Annotated in this window: 16 protein-coding genes; 4 read left to right on the top strand and 12 right to left on the bottom strand. The window is 58.2% G+C overall.

All coding sequences use genetic code 11. From position 1 onward, the window contains the following. Positions 1 to 164: 164 nt before the first annotated feature. From gnd to KVG88_RS03000, 3 genes are read left to right on the top strand one after another with little or no spacing between them, the layout of a single operon-like run. On the top strand, positions 165 to 1,145 hold the full coding sequence (gene gnd, locus KVG88_RS03010; RefSeq protein WP_150700530.1) for a phosphogluconate dehydrogenase (NAD(+)-dependent, decarboxylating): 981 nt from the start codon (positions 165 to 167) through the stop codon (positions 1,143 to 1,145). Beyond that, a complete protein-coding gene (gene zwf / locus KVG88_RS03005; protein ID WP_217870287.1) occupies positions 1,142 to 2,665 on the top strand; it encodes a glucose-6-phosphate dehydrogenase in 1,524 nt (507 codons plus the stop codon). The genes gnd and zwf overlap by 4 nt, the downstream gene beginning before the upstream one ends. Further along, the gene (locus tag KVG88_RS03000; protein WP_217870286.1) at positions 2,662 to 3,492 is read left to right on the top strand and encodes an HAD family hydrolase; all 831 of its coding nucleotides are present in this window, start codon (positions 2,662 to 2,664) and stop codon (positions 3,490 to 3,492) included. The genes zwf and KVG88_RS03000 overlap by 4 nt, the downstream gene beginning before the upstream one ends. An 82-nt stretch (positions 3,493 to 3,574) precedes the next feature. Here KVG88_RS03000 and nhaB read toward each other — a convergent pair whose 3' ends face one another. The 3 genes from nhaB to KVG88_RS02985 all read right to left on the bottom strand — a co-directional run bounded on the left by nhaB (position 3,575) and on the right by KVG88_RS02985 (position 6,990). Continuing rightward, positions 3,575 to 5,077, bottom strand: coding sequence for a sodium/proton antiporter NhaB (gene nhaB / locus KVG88_RS02995; protein WP_217870285.1), 1,503 nt, complete (start codon positions 5,075 to 5,077; stop codon positions 3,575 to 3,577). 79 nt (positions 5,078 to 5,156) lie between these two features. After that, entirely contained in the window at positions 5,157 to 6,446 is a 1,290-nt protein-coding gene (locus KVG88_RS02990; protein WP_217870284.1) for a hypothetical protein, read from the bottom strand. A 277-nt stretch (positions 6,447 to 6,723) separates the two neighbouring features. Then, a complete protein-coding gene (locus tag KVG88_RS02985) occupies positions 6,724 to 6,990 on the bottom strand; it encodes a hypothetical protein (protein WP_150700526.1) in 267 nt (88 codons plus the stop codon). Between the two features lie 343 nt (positions 6,991 to 7,333). On the opposite strand from KVG88_RS02985, the gene KVG88_RS02980 reads away from it, so the two are divergent. Further along, positions 7,334 to 8,659 (top strand): sigma-54 dependent transcriptional regulator, encoded by a 1,326-nt coding sequence (locus tag KVG88_RS02980; RefSeq protein ID WP_150700525.1) that lies wholly within the window; start codon positions 7,334 to 7,336, stop codon positions 8,657 to 8,659. A 138-nt stretch (positions 8,660 to 8,797) separates the two neighbouring features. Here the strand turns inward: KVG88_RS02980 and fapF are convergent, their stop codons facing one another. From fapF to KVG88_RS02935, 9 genes are all read right to left on the bottom strand, one after another. Next, complete coding sequence (fapF, locus tag KVG88_RS02975) at positions 8,798 to 10,105, bottom strand: fibril amyloid transporter FapF (RefSeq protein WP_217870283.1); 1,308 nt, start codon at positions 10,103 to 10,105, stop codon at positions 8,798 to 8,800. 47 nt (positions 10,106 to 10,152) lie between these two features. After that, on the bottom strand, positions 10,153 to 10,896 hold the full coding sequence (gene fapE / locus KVG88_RS02970; protein ID WP_150700523.1) for a fibril amyloid subunit FapE: 744 nt from the start codon (positions 10,894 to 10,896) through the stop codon (positions 10,153 to 10,155). A 44-nt stretch (positions 10,897 to 10,940) separates the two neighbouring features. Beyond that, positions 10,941 to 11,621: a fibril amyloid maturation endopeptidase FapD gene (fapD, locus tag KVG88_RS02965; RefSeq protein WP_217870282.1), complete on the bottom strand. Its 681-nt coding sequence runs from the start codon at positions 11,619 to 11,621 to the stop codon at positions 10,941 to 10,943. A 61-nt stretch (positions 11,622 to 11,682) separates the two neighbouring features. Next, on the bottom strand, positions 11,683 to 12,714 hold the full coding sequence (gene fapC / locus KVG88_RS02960; RefSeq protein WP_150700521.1) for an amyloid-like fimbrin subunit FapC: 1,032 nt from the start codon (positions 12,712 to 12,714) through the stop codon (positions 11,683 to 11,685). Between the two features lie 63 nt (positions 12,715 to 12,777). Continuing rightward, entirely contained in the window at positions 12,778 to 13,356 is a 579-nt protein-coding gene (gene fapB, locus KVG88_RS02955) for a fibril amyloid subunit FapB (protein ID WP_217870281.1), read from the bottom strand. A 1-nt stretch (position 13,357) separates the two neighbouring features. Continuing rightward, positions 13,358 to 13,792: a functional amyloid chaperone FapA gene (gene fapA / locus KVG88_RS02950; protein WP_150700519.1), complete on the bottom strand. Its 435-nt coding sequence runs from the start codon at positions 13,790 to 13,792 to the stop codon at positions 13,358 to 13,360. Positions 13,793 to 14,142: 350 nt separating this feature from the next. Continuing rightward, the gene (locus tag KVG88_RS02945) at positions 14,143 to 14,673 is read right to left on the bottom strand and encodes an AAA family ATPase (RefSeq protein WP_217870280.1); all 531 of its coding nucleotides are present in this window, start codon (positions 14,671 to 14,673) and stop codon (positions 14,143 to 14,145) included. Continuing rightward, positions 14,670 to 15,233, bottom strand: coding sequence for a nicotinamide riboside transporter PnuC (pnuC, locus tag KVG88_RS02940; protein ID WP_217870279.1), 564 nt, complete (start codon positions 15,231 to 15,233; stop codon positions 14,670 to 14,672). Before pnuC ends, KVG88_RS02945 begins: the two co-directional genes overlap by 4 nt. 192 nt (positions 15,234 to 15,425) lie before the next feature. Further along, positions 15,426 to 17,060, bottom strand: coding sequence for a methyl-accepting chemotaxis protein (locus tag KVG88_RS02935; RefSeq protein ID WP_217870278.1), 1,635 nt, complete (start codon positions 17,058 to 17,060; stop codon positions 15,426 to 15,428). Positions 17,061 to 17,115 lie beyond the last annotated feature (55 nt).

Raw genomic sequence — 17,115 nt, 5'->3', positions numbered from 1 at the left:
TATTTTTCATGGTCGGTGTGTCTTCGACACGATTCCCGACGTTATCAATCAGGATCGGGCACAATGCCCGGAAACTTCACGCCTCCTCGCTGGACTAACCCGAATGAGTCGCGTTGGGCTATAACCTTTGACACACTTTTATTTGTAGTAGGGAGCATCAGCACATGCAACTCGGGATTATTGGACTGGGCCGCATGGGCGGTAATATTTCGCGGCGCCTGATGCTCAACGGACATTCCACCGTTGTGTACGACCGCAATACCGCTTTCGTCGAAACCCTGGCCGCAGAGGGTGCCACCGGCGTAGCCGATCTGCCGGCGCTGGTCGCTGGCCTGGCCAAGCCGCGCGCGGTATGGGTCATGCTGCCGGCAGGCGCACCGACCGAAGACACCATCGACACCCTGAGCACCTTGCTCGAAGCCGGCGATACCATCATCGACGGCGGCAACACCTTCTATAAGGACGACATCCGCCGCGCGAAAACCCTCGCCGAGAAAGGCCTGCACTACATCGACGTCGGTACTTCCGGCGGCGTCTGGGGCCTGGAGCGCGGTTATTGCATGATGATCGGCGGTGATGCCGCGACCGTTAAGCGCCTCGATCCGCTGTTCGCCAGCCTGGCACCTGGCATGGGCGATATCCCGCGCACCAAAGACCGCAAGTCTGATGACGACCGTGCCGAGCGCGGTTACATCCACGCAGGTCCTGCGGGCGCCGGGCATTTCGTCAAGATGATCCACAACGGCATCGAGTACGGAATGATGCAGGCCTTCGCCGAGGGCTTCGACATCCTCAAGACCAAAAACAGCGAGAACCTGCCGCAAGATCAGCGTTTCGACCTGAACGTCGCCGACATCGCCGAAGTCTGGCGTCGTGGCAGCGTCGTGTCGTCCTGGTTGCTCGACCTGACCGCCGACGCGCTGGCCAGCGATCCGAAACTCGACGGTTTCTCCGGCTCGGTAGCCGATAGCGGCGAAGGTCAATGGACCATCGAAGCCGCCATGGAGCAAGCAGTGCCGGTGCCGGTGCTGTCGAACTCGCTGTTCTCTCGCTATCGTTCGCGCGGCCAGGGTTCATTTGGCGACAAGGTCCTTTCGGCCCAGCGCTTCGGCTTCGGCGGCCACGTGGAGACACCGAAAAAATGACCCATGCGATCCGCAGGAAATCCAAGGCTGAACCCGCACCACCGACCACGCTGTTTCTGTTTGGCGCACATGGTGATCTGGTCAAGCGTCTGCTGATGCCGGCGCTGTATAACCTCAAGCGTGACGGTTTACTCGGGGATGGACTGCGGATCATCGGCGTTGACCACAACGCCATCAGCGATGAAGGCTTCGCGAGCAAGCTCGAGGACTTCATACGCAACGAGGCGGCCAGCAAAGTCGGCAAGGACGATAAATCCCTTGATCCGCAAGTCTGGGCCAAACTCGCCAAAGGCATCAGCTACGTCCAGGGCGACTTCCTGGACGACAGCACTTATCAAGCGCTGGCGGCGAAAATCGCCGACAGCGGCACAGGAAATGCGGTGTTCTACCTGGCCACCGCGCCACGTTTCTTCAGTGAAGTCGTTCGCCGTCTGGGTGCTTCCGGCCTGTTGGAAGAAAGCCCCGAAGCGTTCAGAAGGGTGGTCATCGAAAAACCGTTCGGTTCCGACCTGCAAACCGCCGAAGCCCTGAACGCTTGCCTGCTCAAAGTGATGACCGAAAAGCAGATCTACCGCATCGATCATTACCTGGGCAAAGAGACCGTTCAGAACATTCTCGTCAGCCGGTTTTCCAACAGCCTGTTCGAAGCGTTCTGGAACAATCATTACATCGACCACGTGCAGATCACCGCCGCCGAAACCGTCGGCGTCGAAACCCGTGGCAGTTTCTATGAACACACCGGCGCTTTGCGGGACATGGTGCCCAACCATTTGTTCCAGTTGCTGGCGATGGTCGCCATGGAACCACCGGCGGCGTTCGGCGCCGATGCGGTCCGGGGCGAGAAAGCCAAGGTGGTCGGCGCGATCCGTCCGTGGTCAGTTGAGGAGGCCCGGGCAAACTCCGTCCGCGGCCAATACACCGCCGGCGAAGTCGATGGAAAGCCGCTACCGGCTTATCGCGAAGAGGAAAGGGTTGCGCCCGACAGCAATACCGAAACCTATGTCGCCCTCAAGGTGATGATCGACAATTGGCGCTGGGTTGGCGTGCCGTTCTACCTGCGCACCGGCAAGCGCATGAGCGTGCGCGACACCGAGATCGTCATCTGTTTTAAACCGGCGCCGTATGCGCAGTTCCGGGACACCGAAGTCGATGAGCTGGCGCCAACGTACCTGCGGATCCAGATCCAGCCCAACGAAGGTATGTGGTTCGATCTGCTGGCCAAGCGTCCCGGCCAGGCCTTGAAGATGGACAACATCGAACTGGGTTTCGCCTACAAGGATTTCTTCGAAATGCAGCCGTCCACCGGCTACGAAACCCTCATCTACGATTGCCTGACCGGCGATCAGACACTGTTCCAGCGTGCCGACAATATCGAGAACGGCTGGCGTGCCGTGCAACCGTTCCTGGATGCCTGGCAGCAGGATTCCACGGTGCAGGCTTACGCCGCCGGTGAGGACGGCCCACAAACCGCCGAAGAACTGCTGACTCGCGATGGTCGCGTCTGGCACGGTCTGGGATGAGCGAACCGACGCAAAATACCGTGCGTTTTTTGCTCAGTGACATGGACGGCACGCTGTTGCTGCCCGATCACACGCTGAGCCAGCGCACCATCGACGCCGTCCGTTCGCTGCGCGAGGCGGGCGTGCTGTTCAGCCTGGCCACCGGGCGCCCACCCAAAGCCATGTTGCAAACCATCGAGGCCTTGGGCGTTGACTTGCCCACGGCGGCGTTCAATGGCGGCACCATCGTCAATCCGGATGGCAGCCTGCTGGTCGCCCACTATTTGCCCGCCACGGCTGCGCTGACGGCTTTGACGCTGTTTGCCGATCAGCCTGGCATCGAGGTGTGGGTGTTCAGTGGTGGCGACTGGTTGCTCAAGGATCCGAACGGTCCCATGGTGCCGCGCGAACAGCACGGGCTGGGGTATCCGCCGGTGGCGGTCGAGAGCTTCGAACCTTATCTCTCGCGCATCGACAAGATCGTCGCCACCAGTAACAACCATGAGTTGTTGATCGAGTTGGAAACCCGGTTGCTGCCCATGGTCGAGGGCCAGGCTCAGGTTTCGCGTTCTCAACCGGTATTTCTCGACGTCACTGCGATGCAAGCCAACAAGGGCGCGGCACTGGCGACCCTCGCCGAGTTTCTCGGTGTAGCGCTGGAGCAGACGGCCGCGATAGGTGATGGCGGCAACGACCCAGCGATGTTCAACGTCGCGGGATTGTCGATTGCCATGGGGCAGGCGGAAGAGGCGGTGAAGCGCCAGGCGGATGTGGTAACCGGGCCTAATACCGAGGACGGTGCAGCCCAGGCCATTGAGCGTTACATCCACAAACACGAAACCAGGTAGGAGCTGCCGCAGGCTGCGATCTTTCGACTTTTTTAAAATCAAGAGATCGCAGCCTGCGGCAGCTCCTACAGGTTACGGATGTTTAAAGCCAGTAACTCACTGCATACCAACCCAATACACCCATCACCACGGTGTACGGCAACGCCATCCACACCATCCGCCCATAAGACAGGCGAATCAGCGGCGCAATCGCCGACGTCAGCAGGAACAGGAACGCGGCCTGACCATTGGGAGTCGCCACGCTCGGCAGGTTGGTGCCGGTGTTGATCGCGATGGCCAGGGTTTCGAAATGCTCGCGGCTCATGTGTCCGGAGACGAACGCCTGCTTCACTTCGGTGATGTAAATGGTCGCGACAAACACGTTGTCACTGATGGCAGACAACAGACCATTGGCGATAAACAGCATGCCCGGTTGTTGATCGGCCGGCAGGGCCAGGACCCATTGGATCAGCGGGGTGAACAGCTGCTGATCGTGAATCACCGCCACCACGGCGAAGAACACCACCAAGAGTGCGGTGAAGGGCATGGCGTCCTTGAACGCAGTGCCGAGCCGATGCTCGTCGGTAATCCCGGTAAATGCAGTGATCAGCACAATCACCATCAGGCCGATCAAACCCACTTCGGCAATATGGAATGCCAGCGCGGTGATCAGAATCAGCGCCGCCACGCCCTGCACGATGAGCGCAGCACGTTGGCGCGAGGTACGTTCGGCATTGTCTTCATCGGCGTAATTGGCCAGCACTGTGCGTACGTTGTCCGGAAGCAGTGTGCCGTAACCGAACCAGCGCAGCTTCTCCAGCAGCACACAGGTCACCAGGCCCGCCACCAGCACCGGTAACGACACCGGGGCAACCTTCAAAAAGAACTCGGAAAAGTGCCAGCCCATCTCATGGCCGATCAGCAGGTTTTGCGGCTCACCCACCAGCGTGCAAACGCCGCCGAGTGCCGTACCCACCGCGCCGTGCATCAGCAGGCTGCGCAGGAAAGCGCGGAACTGTTCCAGGTCGCCGTGATGCAGTGTCGGCATTTGCTGGTCATCGCTGTACTCGCTGTCCTGACGTGGGTCGGTGCCCGACGCAACGCGGTGATACACCGAGTAGAAGCCCACGGCGGCGCTGATGATAACTGCGGTAACCGTCAACGCATCGAGAAATGCCGACAGGAATGCGGACAGGAAACAGAACATCAACGCCAGCATGGCCTTGGATCGAACCCCGAGCAGCAAGCGCGAGAACAGAAACAGCAGCAGATCTTTCATGAAGTAGATGCCGGCCACCATGAACATCAGCAGCAGGATCACCGGAAAGTTGTGCAGCAGTTCGTCATACAGCGCCTGGGGCGTGGTCATTTTCAGCAGTAGCGCTTCGACTAACAACAGGCCGCCCGGCATCAACGGATAACACTTGAGCGCCATGGCGAGGGTGAAGATGAATTCCAGCACCAGCAGCCAGCCCGCTGCCACGGGGCCTGCAGTCCACAACACCAAGGCATTGAGGATCAGGAAACCGACAATACAAGCCTTGTACCAGCGAGGTGAGTTGCCGAGAAAGTTATGCGCGAACGCCTGGGCCATGGAACCGGACATCGGCTACTCCTTGTATAAAGAAGCGCGCAAGTTGCCGTAAGCGGAGAAGAAGATCAAGTGTAGGACAAGTACCAATGGACTACGCCAAATAGCGCGCGACAACTGCCCGATAGTTGCCATCCAATGAATAGCCGCCGACCACGATGTTGCCATCGTCCTGCACGACGATTGAAGTGGCTGTGTCCAGACTGCGGCCCAAGCGAGTGCGAACCCATCCGTTGTGTCCGCCAAAGCGTTGATCGAGCTGTCCATCAGCCTGGTATCGGCCCACGATAAAGTCCGCTTCGATTCCCCCAATCGTGGCCCCGGCGGTCAGCACGCGGCCATCGTCTTGTACGTGCGCGGCAGTCCATTGCGAGCCGCCACGCCAGATCTCCAGTAGTTGCGCCATTCCACCGTTGCAATGGATGTCCGGCCGGCCATTGCTGTGCACCTTCAGAGCCAGGCAATGCATCGGGTCGCGGCTGCTGCCAAAACATTGAATATCGCCGTCATGATGCTGGACGATCTGGCTGATTTGGGCGCCACGGCCCTGCGCCTTGAAACTCATGAACCCGTCCACGGCAAAACTTTCATCGAGACCGCCGTCGGGGAGGTAGCGGGCCAGCAATCCTTCCTCAGGAAAGTTGATTGAACCACCCACCAAAATCCGCCCATCACGCTGCAACTTCAACGTGCTGAGCCAAGTGTTCATCAGCAAATGCCTGACGATCACGAAACCCCGGCCATTGAAGGATTTGTCCAGCGAGCCATCGCAATCCAGGCGTATGAGCATGCCGGCATGGTCCGCCAACTCGAAATGGTGATTGGCTATCAGCAGGATCCGCCCATCGTCCTGAACATTGATATCGCAGGCCTCGGCGCCGGGGACACCTGGTGGCAGCCAGGCATCGCGTACGCCATGGGACAGATTACCGGGGAGGCGAACGACGCAGCGGCCGTTATCGCCAAATTCCCGAACGGGACGACCTTGGGAGTCGAACATCGCCAAGGCCGGGAGCGAGCGGTGGGCATTCTCGTAATGCAGTCCAGCGACCAATAGTCGGCCGTCCGGCAGCACCTGAACCTTGCCGGCCATGGCATCGAAGCCAGGTTCAAACTGGCCGATGACGCTACCGTGTTTGCCAAAACTCAAGTCCGCCGAACCATCCTCAAGCATGCGCGCCAGACCGAAGCGGCTGCCGTCCGCCATGCCGACTTTCGCCGCCACCAACAAGCGGCCTTCGGAATCGATGGCGACACTATTGGACATGCTTGAAAGGCTGTCGGCGAAATACACCTGGGCTTTGCCGTGGGTGGCAAACCGCGTGTCGAGATGGCCCGCTTTATAGAAGGGGGTCGGGAAGACTAAAACGGACTGGGTTGACATGCACGCATCTCCTTGCGAGTCGTCCTTATCCGGGTTTGGGTGGCGACCTTTGTAAGGAGAACATTCAATCCCTGAATGATTGAATGCACAACTGACAGAACTAACAAGCGGAGGGTCGTTGTGCGCCACAACAGTGTCTTTTCGAACCAATGGCAAGCCAGCAAAGAATTCAGCCGCGCGTAAGTTCGAATAAAATGTGTCGAAAGCCGTACTCGGCCCGGCAAGTAACGACATCGGAAGAGGGTGCGGATTACTCAGGGAGTAATCCGCAAAAAGATCAGTGTGGCATCGACCAGGATTGCAGCGTGTAACCTTCTTCGCTCAACTCTGCACGGGCCTGTTCAAGCAAACGTTCGAGTTGTGCAGGGTCTGTGTAGGCGCTGCTGGGAATCTGCTTGCGGCCTATACTGGCATTGGTACGGTCGATAACGGTCAGGCTGAGTTCACCGTTGCCATCCTGTGGCGCCCAAGCCACGCACTTGAAAGGTTGAAATGCGCGGTCGGCAATCAAAAGAGCTTCGTTGATACGGAGCGGGGCGTTCATAGAATGTTCTCTCAGTATGCCCAATCAAGTGATGTGCCGATGGTTGGGCTTACCATTCGGCAGGTTACTTGTACTGATGTCCGCAACCGGGGTTCAGGTCACACACAAACAAAAGAAATTTCAACTTTCTTTCGTTAGGTCAATGTAGCGACGCCTTTTGAAAGCTGAATGAAAGATTGGCGTTCGTTAGGTAACTAACCATGCAACTGCTTATAACTAATTACGCAACATCCCTATAGTCAAACGGTACAAGGCCACGTCAAATTCTTGCTAATGTTACAGCCAGGTCCGCCAAATGACTGTTTTTAATAAAATTTCTTAAATTTGGCGCCAAGGAACAGTCATGAGCGAAGCGCCTGCTTTACGACGTTTATTAGTAGTGGATCCCTGCGACGACTGCCATCGTCTTTTGCCGGGTTTACGCTCTGTGGGTTGGGATGTTGACAGCTGTTCGTTGGAAAACGCCATCGACCGAACCTGTGATGTAGGGCTATTGCGCTTACAGCCCTTTCACCTTGAGCGCCCGGAGGCGGTTAAAGAACTGATCAGCCGCAGTGGCACTGAGTGGATCGCCGTGCTTAACCAGGAAGTTCTACGATTGCAGAACGTCGGCGATTTTGTCTGCGAGTGGTTTTTTGATTTCCATACCTTGCCGTTCGATGTGTCGCGGGTCCAGGTCACGCTGGGACGCGCGTTCGGCATGGCGCGCCTGCGCGGGCAGGGCACAGTCCATATTGATCAACCTGAGCACGAGTTGCTCGGCGACAGCAAACCCATACGTGAACTTCGCAAACTGCTGAGCAAACTGGCGCCCACCGAGTCGCCGGTGTTGATCCGTGGCGAAAGCGGGACCGGCAAAGAGTTGGTCGCACGTACGCTGCACCGACAATCCCAGCGCCACAGCAAACCGTTTGTGGCGATCAATTGCGGCGCAATTCCCGAACATTTGATCCAGTCCGAACTGTTCGGCCACGAAAAGGGTGCCTTCACCGGTGCTCACCAACGCAAGGTCGGGCGCATTGAAGCCGCCAACGGCGGGACGCTGTTCCTCGATGAAATCGGGGACTTGCCCTTGGAACTGCAGGCCAACTTGTTGCGCTTCCTCCAGGAAAAACACATCGAGCGGGTGGGCGGCAGTCAGCCCATTCCGGTCGACGTGCGGGTGCTGGCGGCCACCCACGTAGATCTTGAAGCCGCCATCGAGAAGAAGCGCTTTCGTGAAGACCTGTATTACCGACTGAACGTGTTGCAAGTTGTCACGGCACCCCTGCGTGATCGGCATGGCGATCTGTCGATGCTGGCCAACCACTTTTCTCACTTCTACAGCCATGAAACCGGGCGACGTCCGCGCAGCTTCAGTGAAGATGCGTTGATAGCCATGGGCAAGCATGATTGGCCGGGCAACGTGCGTGAGTTAGCCAACCGGGTTCGGCGCGGGTTGGTGTTGGCCGAAGGACGGCAGATCGAAGCGCGGGATTTGGGCTTGATCAGCCAGCAAGCGATTGCCGCACCCATGGGCACGCTCGAAGATTACAAAACGCGGGCCGAACGCCAGGCGCTGTGCGATGTGTTGAATCGCCATAGCGACAACCTGAGTGTCGCCGCACGGGTACTGGGTGTGTCGCGGCCAACGTTCTATCGGTTACTGCACAAACATCAAATCCGCTAGGCACCAGCACCAAAAGGGCGCCGCTGTCGGCAACTGCACCGACGTAGGAGCTGCCGAAGGCTGCGATCTTTTTTAGCGTTTAGACGACACAGCAAAAGCCGGGCTGCGATCGAAATCGCAGCCCGGCTTTTTTGTGGATCAGAAGTAGTACGGGAATTTCAGGCTGAACTGGAAGTCCGGGGCATCGTCCGTCATGCCGATGGACAGGTTGGGTACGATGGTCAGGTTGTCGGTGGCCGCGATGGTCATACCGATGTTGAAGTAGCCGGCGTTGGCATCGCTGGAAGTGACCGACTCCCAATCTCCGCCATCCTGTTTGATCTTGCTCTTGCGTTGCACCACATCAGATACCGAGAACGACATACTCATCTTTTCGTTCAGGGCGAACGCAATACCGGCACCGAGCTGGAAGCTGTCGCCGATGTCCACTTTGCCAGGGTTTTCCTGGCCGACCGTGGAACTGATGTCGTCGAATGACTCTTCAAAGTTGTGGGTGTAGGACAGGCTACCGAAGAGCACGGCCGGGTCGAAGGTCTTGACCAGCGAGATACCTGGCGTGATCGACCAGACGCCGTTGCCGGTTGGCAGCGAATCAGGTACGAACAGGTTGGAGTTGGCGTCCACCTGGCGCAACTTGATGCCAAACGGATCCTTGCCGGTAGGCGCCTTGACGCGCAAGGTCACCACGGCATCGGGCGTGTTGACCGACTCGTCGAGGAACTTGTATGCAATACCGAAGTTGACGTCGCCGATCTCCGGATCACGGGTCACGGTTTCTTCGGTGGTCACGCCGGCCGAACCGCCATTACCGCCGCCGGACTGATACGTTGATTCGCGATAAACCACCGGCACGTTCAGGTCGAACTGCCAGCGGTTGTTGAAGTTGTAGCGACCAGTGAGGTCAAGCGTCCAGGTATCTGACTTGATCCGGTCAAGGTTGATGTTGCCCAGGAAGATCGAGTCCAGTGCGAGGAATCCGTTAAGGATCAGCTGGCGGGTGTCATACCGGGAGTAGGTCAGCCCGGTTTCAACACTGAATTTGCCGCCGCCGAAGAATCCGCTGGCTTCGTCATACAGGTTGGAAACGCTTTGCGCCGGTTGGGAATCGTCTGCCAGTGACTGGCCGTAGGAACTGCCACTGCCCCCGGCAGCACCTCCGGATGCGGCGGCGGTTCCCGTTCCGACTGCGACTTGCGAATTGCCTTTCATGTCCGCCGGCGATTTGGCCAGGCGTTTAGGAGGAGGGGACGCCGGTTGTTCTTCTACCTGGCGGACCCGTTGTTCGAGTACCGCCAGGGCCTTTTGTTGTACTTCGTATCGTTGCTTCAACTCCAGAAGTTCCTGTTTCAGAAGCTCTACATCCGCGTCAGGTGCTGCTTGCACCATCACTGCCGGGAAGAGAGTGCTCAAACACACGACTGCACGCAGTGATACTGATCGATACATGAATTAAGCCGTCCCTTGTAATGCCCATGGTCGAGAGTCAGCGTAGTTCAATATCCAAGGGAGCGAAGGGCGGTCAGTTGATTCAAGTTACAGTCCAAAGCACCGACGGTCGGGCCATTATTATTGAGTACTACGTTGAGCTGAGTCAGGTTGCTGACCATGTTGCTGTTGCCCAGCAATCGGGTGTTTTGCAGCAGGCCACCCTGGGCGACTTGCTGTATGGCCGAACCTTGATTGTTATTGGCCTGAATGGCCATTTGCACGCCACCGTTAGTTGCCGAAACCGCGATGCTGCCTGCGGCGCTGCTACCTGTAATGGTTTGACCTGCCATCAGCGCCTGGCCTTGATTCGGTACCAGCGCCGGTGCACGGCTGGCTTCTTTCACGTCAATGGCGATGTTGTTGTAAGCGCTGTTCCCATCGCCTGCGGCGCGCACACTCTGGTTAATGCCCTGCGTGCTGGCAAGGCCTGCACCGCCCACCACGCTGCCGGTACCCTGTTCAGCAGGAGCACCGTTACCGCTATGGCTGTAGGTTGAAACATAGAATTCGGGTTTAACCGTTGCGGCCTGTATCTGCATCGAGGTCGACGCCCCGATCAGATCGCCACTGGCGTTGCGCCAGGTACTGTTCATGACTACGCCGAAGCTGATGATTCGTCCGGGCATTACGTATCGACCACGTAGCTCGGCCAGCTCCTGATCCTTTATCTCGATGGGTTTGAATCCGTTAGCAAAACCTGAGGTGCTCGCTACCAGACAGGCAGCGGCCAGCCAATATGAGGTTTTCATGTGCTGCTCCCGGAGCATCCTGCCCCATATCATCTTGTTGGCGATTAAAAGAAGTCGCTCTGTATGAAGCCAAAATCCATCAATTCAGCATCTTTGACAGGGTTGAAGTTATCCAGCTTGTTCTTGGCTGTCAGGGGTTCCGGTGGGCTGCGTAGAGCATTGGTTTTTTCGTAGCCGGGACCAACGATAGCGAAGACGATGCCGTTCCAACCTTTGACAAAGTCATCATGGGAGTAGCGTTTGTGGCCGAGTACCGGGTCGCCGATATAGACCCAGTCTTTGTCTGCACGCTGCATCACCACGAAATGCTTGTAGCCGCGAATATCCATCAGTACCACCACCGGAATCGTTACTGCGTCGAGCTTTTCCGTTGGGATCTTGTAGCCCCGGGCACGCATGCCGATGCTTTCTATGTAGCGCTTCATGTCCAGCATTGAGAAACCTTGGGTACGAACAAGGTCCTGGTCTGCATTGACCAGCATGCCTTTGATGACGTGCTCTTCATCGACGTCGAGCCAATAGGCTTGGCGCAAGATCGTTGCCAGTGCAGCAGCGCCGCAGCTGAAATCGGTCTTTTGTTGGACTATGTTGCTGAACTTGCGCTCACGCAGACTCTGCACTTGCTTGTAGATGAGAGTGCCGCCAGGCAGGGCGGCCACTGACATCTGTGCGGCCTGGGTAAGGCCAGACAGGCAGAGGAGGGCTATGAGGGCAGTCTTACGCATGGTCTATACGCCTTGGGACTGTGGAAAAGCCCCGTTGCCGGGGCTTTCATTACTATCGCGATTACAGGCAGGCTCTGCAGCCAGCAGCGATGGACAGCGAGTTGCTTTGTTGGTTGCCAACACCGGCAGCGTTGTTGAACCCTGCGTTACCGGAGAAGTTGTTGCCGACGTTACTTACATTAGCAGTATTGGTGACAGGGTTTTTCCATCCGTCTGGAGTCATCACTTGTTGAGTGGTTACGCCAGCCAGGCCGAATACACCCACGGCTACGAAATCAGACGTGGTATCGCCGTTGCCGCCGTGACCGCCGCCATGGCCGCCACCGTTGCCCCCACGATCATTGTTGCGTGGGCCACCGTGACCACCGCCGTTGCCTTCAGTTGTTGCCTGACCTGCCGCTACGAATACCCCAGCAGCGTTAAAGGTGCCTCTGAGGGTATCTTTCGAGTAAGCCTGGTCAGCATTGTTGGTAACAGTCAGGCCGGTGGAGCTTTGGTTAGCCGCAGCTGCCGCTTGTGCTACACGGCCGCCCGATACGGCGATGGCCAGGTTGTTTTTCTGTTGGTTGAAGTTGCCGGCAGCGTTGTTGACCCCCATGTTGCCGGAACCGCCATTACCAACGTTGTCGAGGCTTGCGCGGGCAGTGCTCGAGTAGTTGGCGACGGTGTTGCCACCGTTCAGTTGAGTCGCGCTGGAAGCAGCCACTGCGGTGCCGAAGATGAAGCTTTCGTCAGCAGTAGCCAGTGCAGCGGCGTTGTCTTGTTGGTTGCCGTCGCCACCAGCGTTGTTGAGGCCCACGTTGCCGTTGGAGCCATTTGCCGAGTTTTCGACAGTGGCGCGGTTAGTGGTGCCTTGGTTCAGTACTGCGTTGCCGCTGCTGCTTTGTTGATCCATGACGGTGGCCCCGGCACCGGCGGTGATCTGCAGAATTTGTTCAAGAGATGGGCCGCGTGGACCATTGTTGTTGCCATGTCCATTGCCATGCCCATTGCCATGACCGTGATCATCATCACGACCGCCTGCTTGTGCTGCGATTGCCATCACTGCTGCGAGAGCGAAAACCAGTGGTTTTAAGGCCATTGTAGGTTTCATGGTGTTTCTCCGTGCTTATTAGTTGGTTAAGTGTTGGTACTTTCTAATCGCACTGCGTATGGGTCAGTCAGCGACCCGGATGCTCAGGGTGTTAGCCATTCGGTTCCCCACCCCGGCACTCTGGTTCACCTGAATCACCCCTCGGCTGCCGGTGAAGGCCTGGTCGCTTGTCACGACCTGGCGACTGCCGGTTGGGGTGCCAGTTGCTCCTGAGCTTGGTAGTAACGCCACGTTCTGTTGAGAAAGGACGCTATCGTCAATCGCCTGCGGTGCAGCACTGATGCTGATCCGCATGACGTTGGCCATCTGGTTGTTGGCCCCGGCGCTCTGGTTGACGCCCAGTACACCGTTGCCATTGCTGAAAGAGGTACCGCCGATGGTGGCCGTCGCGTTCATCGACGGATTGGCGGGCGTATTGAGTTTTTGGTTGACGATGGTGGTCGCGCCGGCCTCTGTGCCGATGGCGATTGCCCGAACGTTGGTCTGTTGCTGTTGGTCACCGGCAGCCTGGTTGACGTTGAAGTTGCCTCTGTATTGCGTGCCGGAATCTTGAATGTCTGCGTTATTGAGAGACTTCACGCTGGAGTCGGCCATGGCGCTGGCGCAGCCGAGCAGTGCGAGGAGAAGGAGATTGCGATTCATGTCATTGACCTCCAGCCAGTCTGCCCAGTGGGGCGAGGCCGGAACTCATGGCGCGGTTGATGGTTCCCGAAATCGCATTGCCGCTTCCGCCCTGATGGCCGGCGCTCATGCCAGGCATGCCGTTGGGGTTGGTGACGACGTTGAGACCTTGCATGCCGCCCATCGACTGGCTGTTGTTGCCGCGAAACGCGGTGCCGCTGGCGACATTGGCGAAGTCGCCGTCACTCAGTTCGCCGGTGATGCGTGCGGAAGGGTTGGTATTGACGGTGATCGGGTTTGGATCCTTGCCTTGGTTGCGGCCAATGTGCACCGGCTGGACGGTACGCTGAAGGACAATGACGCCATTGCCTTCGGCCTGGACAGTGAAGCTGAGCACTGAACTGGCAGCGCTTGCGATCAGCAGGAGGCAGGTCAAGCCTTTCTTGTAAGTCCCCACGATGCAATTCCTTCTTGTTGTGGGCTGGCCCTAGTCAGCGTTGTGAAGGAGAGAGCGAAAGCTGTGCCTGTTTTGGATTTTTGTTGTGATTCAAGAACTTGTGACTTTTGTCCGGGCGGGGACCAATCACGTTGTTTCAACCGTGAGACAACAGACGATGGCCGCAGCGGGCTAAAGCGCTTGCGATGCTCTAGCACAGTGGTTTGCAGGAGGGTGTATCAACGTCTTAACAAACGGATCAGCAAAGGGGGGAGGGTGCTGAAACGGGCCTTTTGCGGGGAAGTGGGTGTTTCACGAACGGACACTTTTGCCCCAAAACAGGGGAAAACGCTGGGTAAATACCCCCGGAATCAGGGGGTGAGACCGAGCATCATCGCGACGGAAGTCAATGCCTGAGCACGTCGCTCGGACCAGTCGCCGCATAGCACTTGTACGGGTTGCCCATGCTGTTCCAGCCATGTCCGGATGTCGTTGAAGAACACCTGTCGCTCAACGAGTTCAGGCTGGCAACGCTGACCATCGTCGGTCCACTCAACATTCTCAGGTGACAACAACAAGTGCAGGTCATATTGCCTGGCGAGCAGGGCTTGCTCGATCCAGTCGGGGCACTCGCCGAACAGTGTGCGGCTCCAGAGGATGTTGCTGAGCAAGTGGGTGTCGAGGATCAGCAGTGGCGGTTGCAAAGCGCGGGCTTCATCTTCCCACTGCAACTGGCCGCGAGCGATGGCCGGGATATCCGCCAGACAGGTGTCTCGCGGGTTCAGTTCGATGAACCGGCGCACGTATTCTTCGACCAGCACTCCACCGAAATGCGCTTGTAACTCGGCGGACAACCAGCTCTTACCGCTGGATTCGGGGCCGGTGAGCACCAGCACCTTCATGTGCGCAACGCCGGGGCCACACGCCATTCGCGCCAGCCTTGTACGGCCAGCAGTAGAAACAAGCCGTAGAGGGCGGCCGTCAAATACAGGTCCTTGTAAACAAATAGCCCGACGAAAATCACATCCACGGCAATCCAGAGCGGCCAGCATTGCACGCGTTTTTGCGCCATCCAGACTTGCGCCACCAGACTGAATCCGGTGAGTGCCGCGTCGAGCCAGGGTTGCGCGGCGTCGGTCCAGTGCGCCATCGCGGCGCCCAGCAACAAGCTGCCAATCGCGCCGAGGGTCAAGCCGAGCGCCACCGAGCCCATGCCCAGTCGGCTGACTTCGCGGCCATGGCTGGCATCGCCTCCACGTGTCCACTGCCACCAGCCATACAGCTGCAACGCGGCGTAGACCACTTGCAGCAGCATGTCCGAATACAGCTTCACTTCGAAAAAGATCCAGCTGTAGATAAGCACCATGACCAGACCGATCGGCCAGCACCAAGGGTTCTGCTTGACCGTCAACCAGACGGCAATGACACCGAGAGTGGCGGCAAACAGTTCAAGCCCGGACATGAAGTTTCCTGGGAGAGAGTGGAAGAGGAGGCGGATTGTAACGGCAGGCATCGCCAAGGAGAACAGCAGTACGGCGAGGACTGCGTCCTCGAACGCAGGCTTCGCCAGCTGCTACAGATTCACGTCAACCTTGTAGTAGCTGTCGAGCCCCGGCGAGGCTGCGTCCGGCTGCGCAGCAGTCGCCATTGAAAATTAGACCCTGAACTGCTTCAACAACCCGTTCAGTTGCTCGCTCAAACCCTTGAGCCGCACACTCGCCGCACTCGACTGCTCCGCCGCCAATGCCGTGCTATGTGACAACCCGGCCGCTTGAGTCACGTTCTGATTGATGTCTTCGACCACGTGCGCCTGCTGTAAGGTGGCACTGGCAATCGAGGCATTCAGGCCGTTGAGATTGCGCAGGGCCTGGCCGATAGCGTTCAGGCTGGCCCCCGCGAGGCCGGCCTGTTCAATCGTCAGTTGCGAAGCGCGGCTGCTGTCGCCAATGACCTTGACCGCCGCTTCGGAATGACTCTGCAGGCGTTCGATCATCGACTGGATCTCCGCCGTGGACTTCTGGGTGCGCTGGGCCAGCAGGCGAACCTCATCGGCTACCACGGCAAATCCGCGACCTTGCTCGCCGGCGCGGGCCGCTTCGATGGCCGCGTTCAGCGCCAGCAGGTTGGTCTGCTCGGCGATGGAGCGGATCACTTCGAGGACGCTACCAATCTGCGTGCTTTCGGCGGCCAGGGTACGAATCACTTCCACGGCCTGATCGATCGTCGAGGACAGCGTATCGATCTGCTGCAGGCTGCCGTCGATGTTGATCTGGCCCTGTTGAGCCTGGGCTTCGGCATCGCGCATTTCGCTGGCGGCGTGTTCGGCGTTCTTGGCGACATCCTGCACGCCATAGGTCACTTCATTGATGGCCGTGGCCACCAGTTCCATTTGTTGCGACTGCTGCTGGCTGCGTTGCTGGGCCTGGGTCGCATCGTTGCCCAGTTCGCTGGACGACTGACCCAAGGCGCTGGCGGACACCTGCAGTTCGGCAATGACGTGCCGCAGCTTGGTGGTGAAGGCATTGAAGTGCCTCGCCAGTTGCGTGACTTCATCCTGGCCGTGGGTGTCGAGGCTGCGGGTCAGGTCGCTTTCACCGCTGGCAATGTTGGCCATCGCATTCACGGTTTCTTGAAGCGGGCGCACGATGCTGCGGGCAATCAGCACCACCAGCGCAACCATGATCAGGGCAATCGCCAGGCCGATGAACGAGGCTTCCCAGACTTGCCCGTAAAACTCGGCCTGCATGTCATCGATGTAAACACCCGAGCCGAGCACCCAGCCCCAAGGCTCGAACAATTTGACGTAGGAGGTTTTCTCGACCGGTGCACTGGCGCCCGGCTTTGGCCAACGGTAATTGATGATCCCGGCACCTTTGCTCTTGGCCACGGCAACCATTTCGTTGAACACCGCAAAGCCGTCCGGGTCGCGGATGGCGGAGAGGTTCTGGCCGTCGAGTTTCGGGTTGGCCGGGTGCATGATCATCACCGGCGTCAGATCGTTGATCCAGAAGTAGTCGTTCTGGTCATAACGCAACCCGCGCACGGCGGTCAGCGCTTGTTTTTGTGCGGCGTCACGGGTCAGTATGCCGGCCGTTTCCAGGCCGTGGTAGTAGCTCAGAATGCCGCTGGCGGTCTGCACCACATGCTGGGTTTTCTGGGCCTTGGCGTCGTACAGGTCATCGTGAATCTGCTTGAGCATCAAGACGCCCAAGGCCAACAGCATCATGACGGCCACGATCAAGATGAGCCACAACCGCCGGCTGATCGACATACTGCGCAAGCTGTTCATAACGCGGTGCTCCGGTTTCTTGTTTTTGTATTGAATGATCGCCAGCATCCTGCCA

Origin of the sequence: Pseudomonas azerbaijanoccidentalis, from assembly GCF_019145495.1 — a bacterium.
Taxonomy (GTDB): Bacteria; Pseudomonadota; Gammaproteobacteria; order Pseudomonadales; family Pseudomonadaceae; genus Aquipseudomonas; species Aquipseudomonas azerbaijanoccidentalis.
Note: the sequence above shows the minus strand (reverse complement) of the source record. Positions and strands in the feature narration are given on the sequence as shown.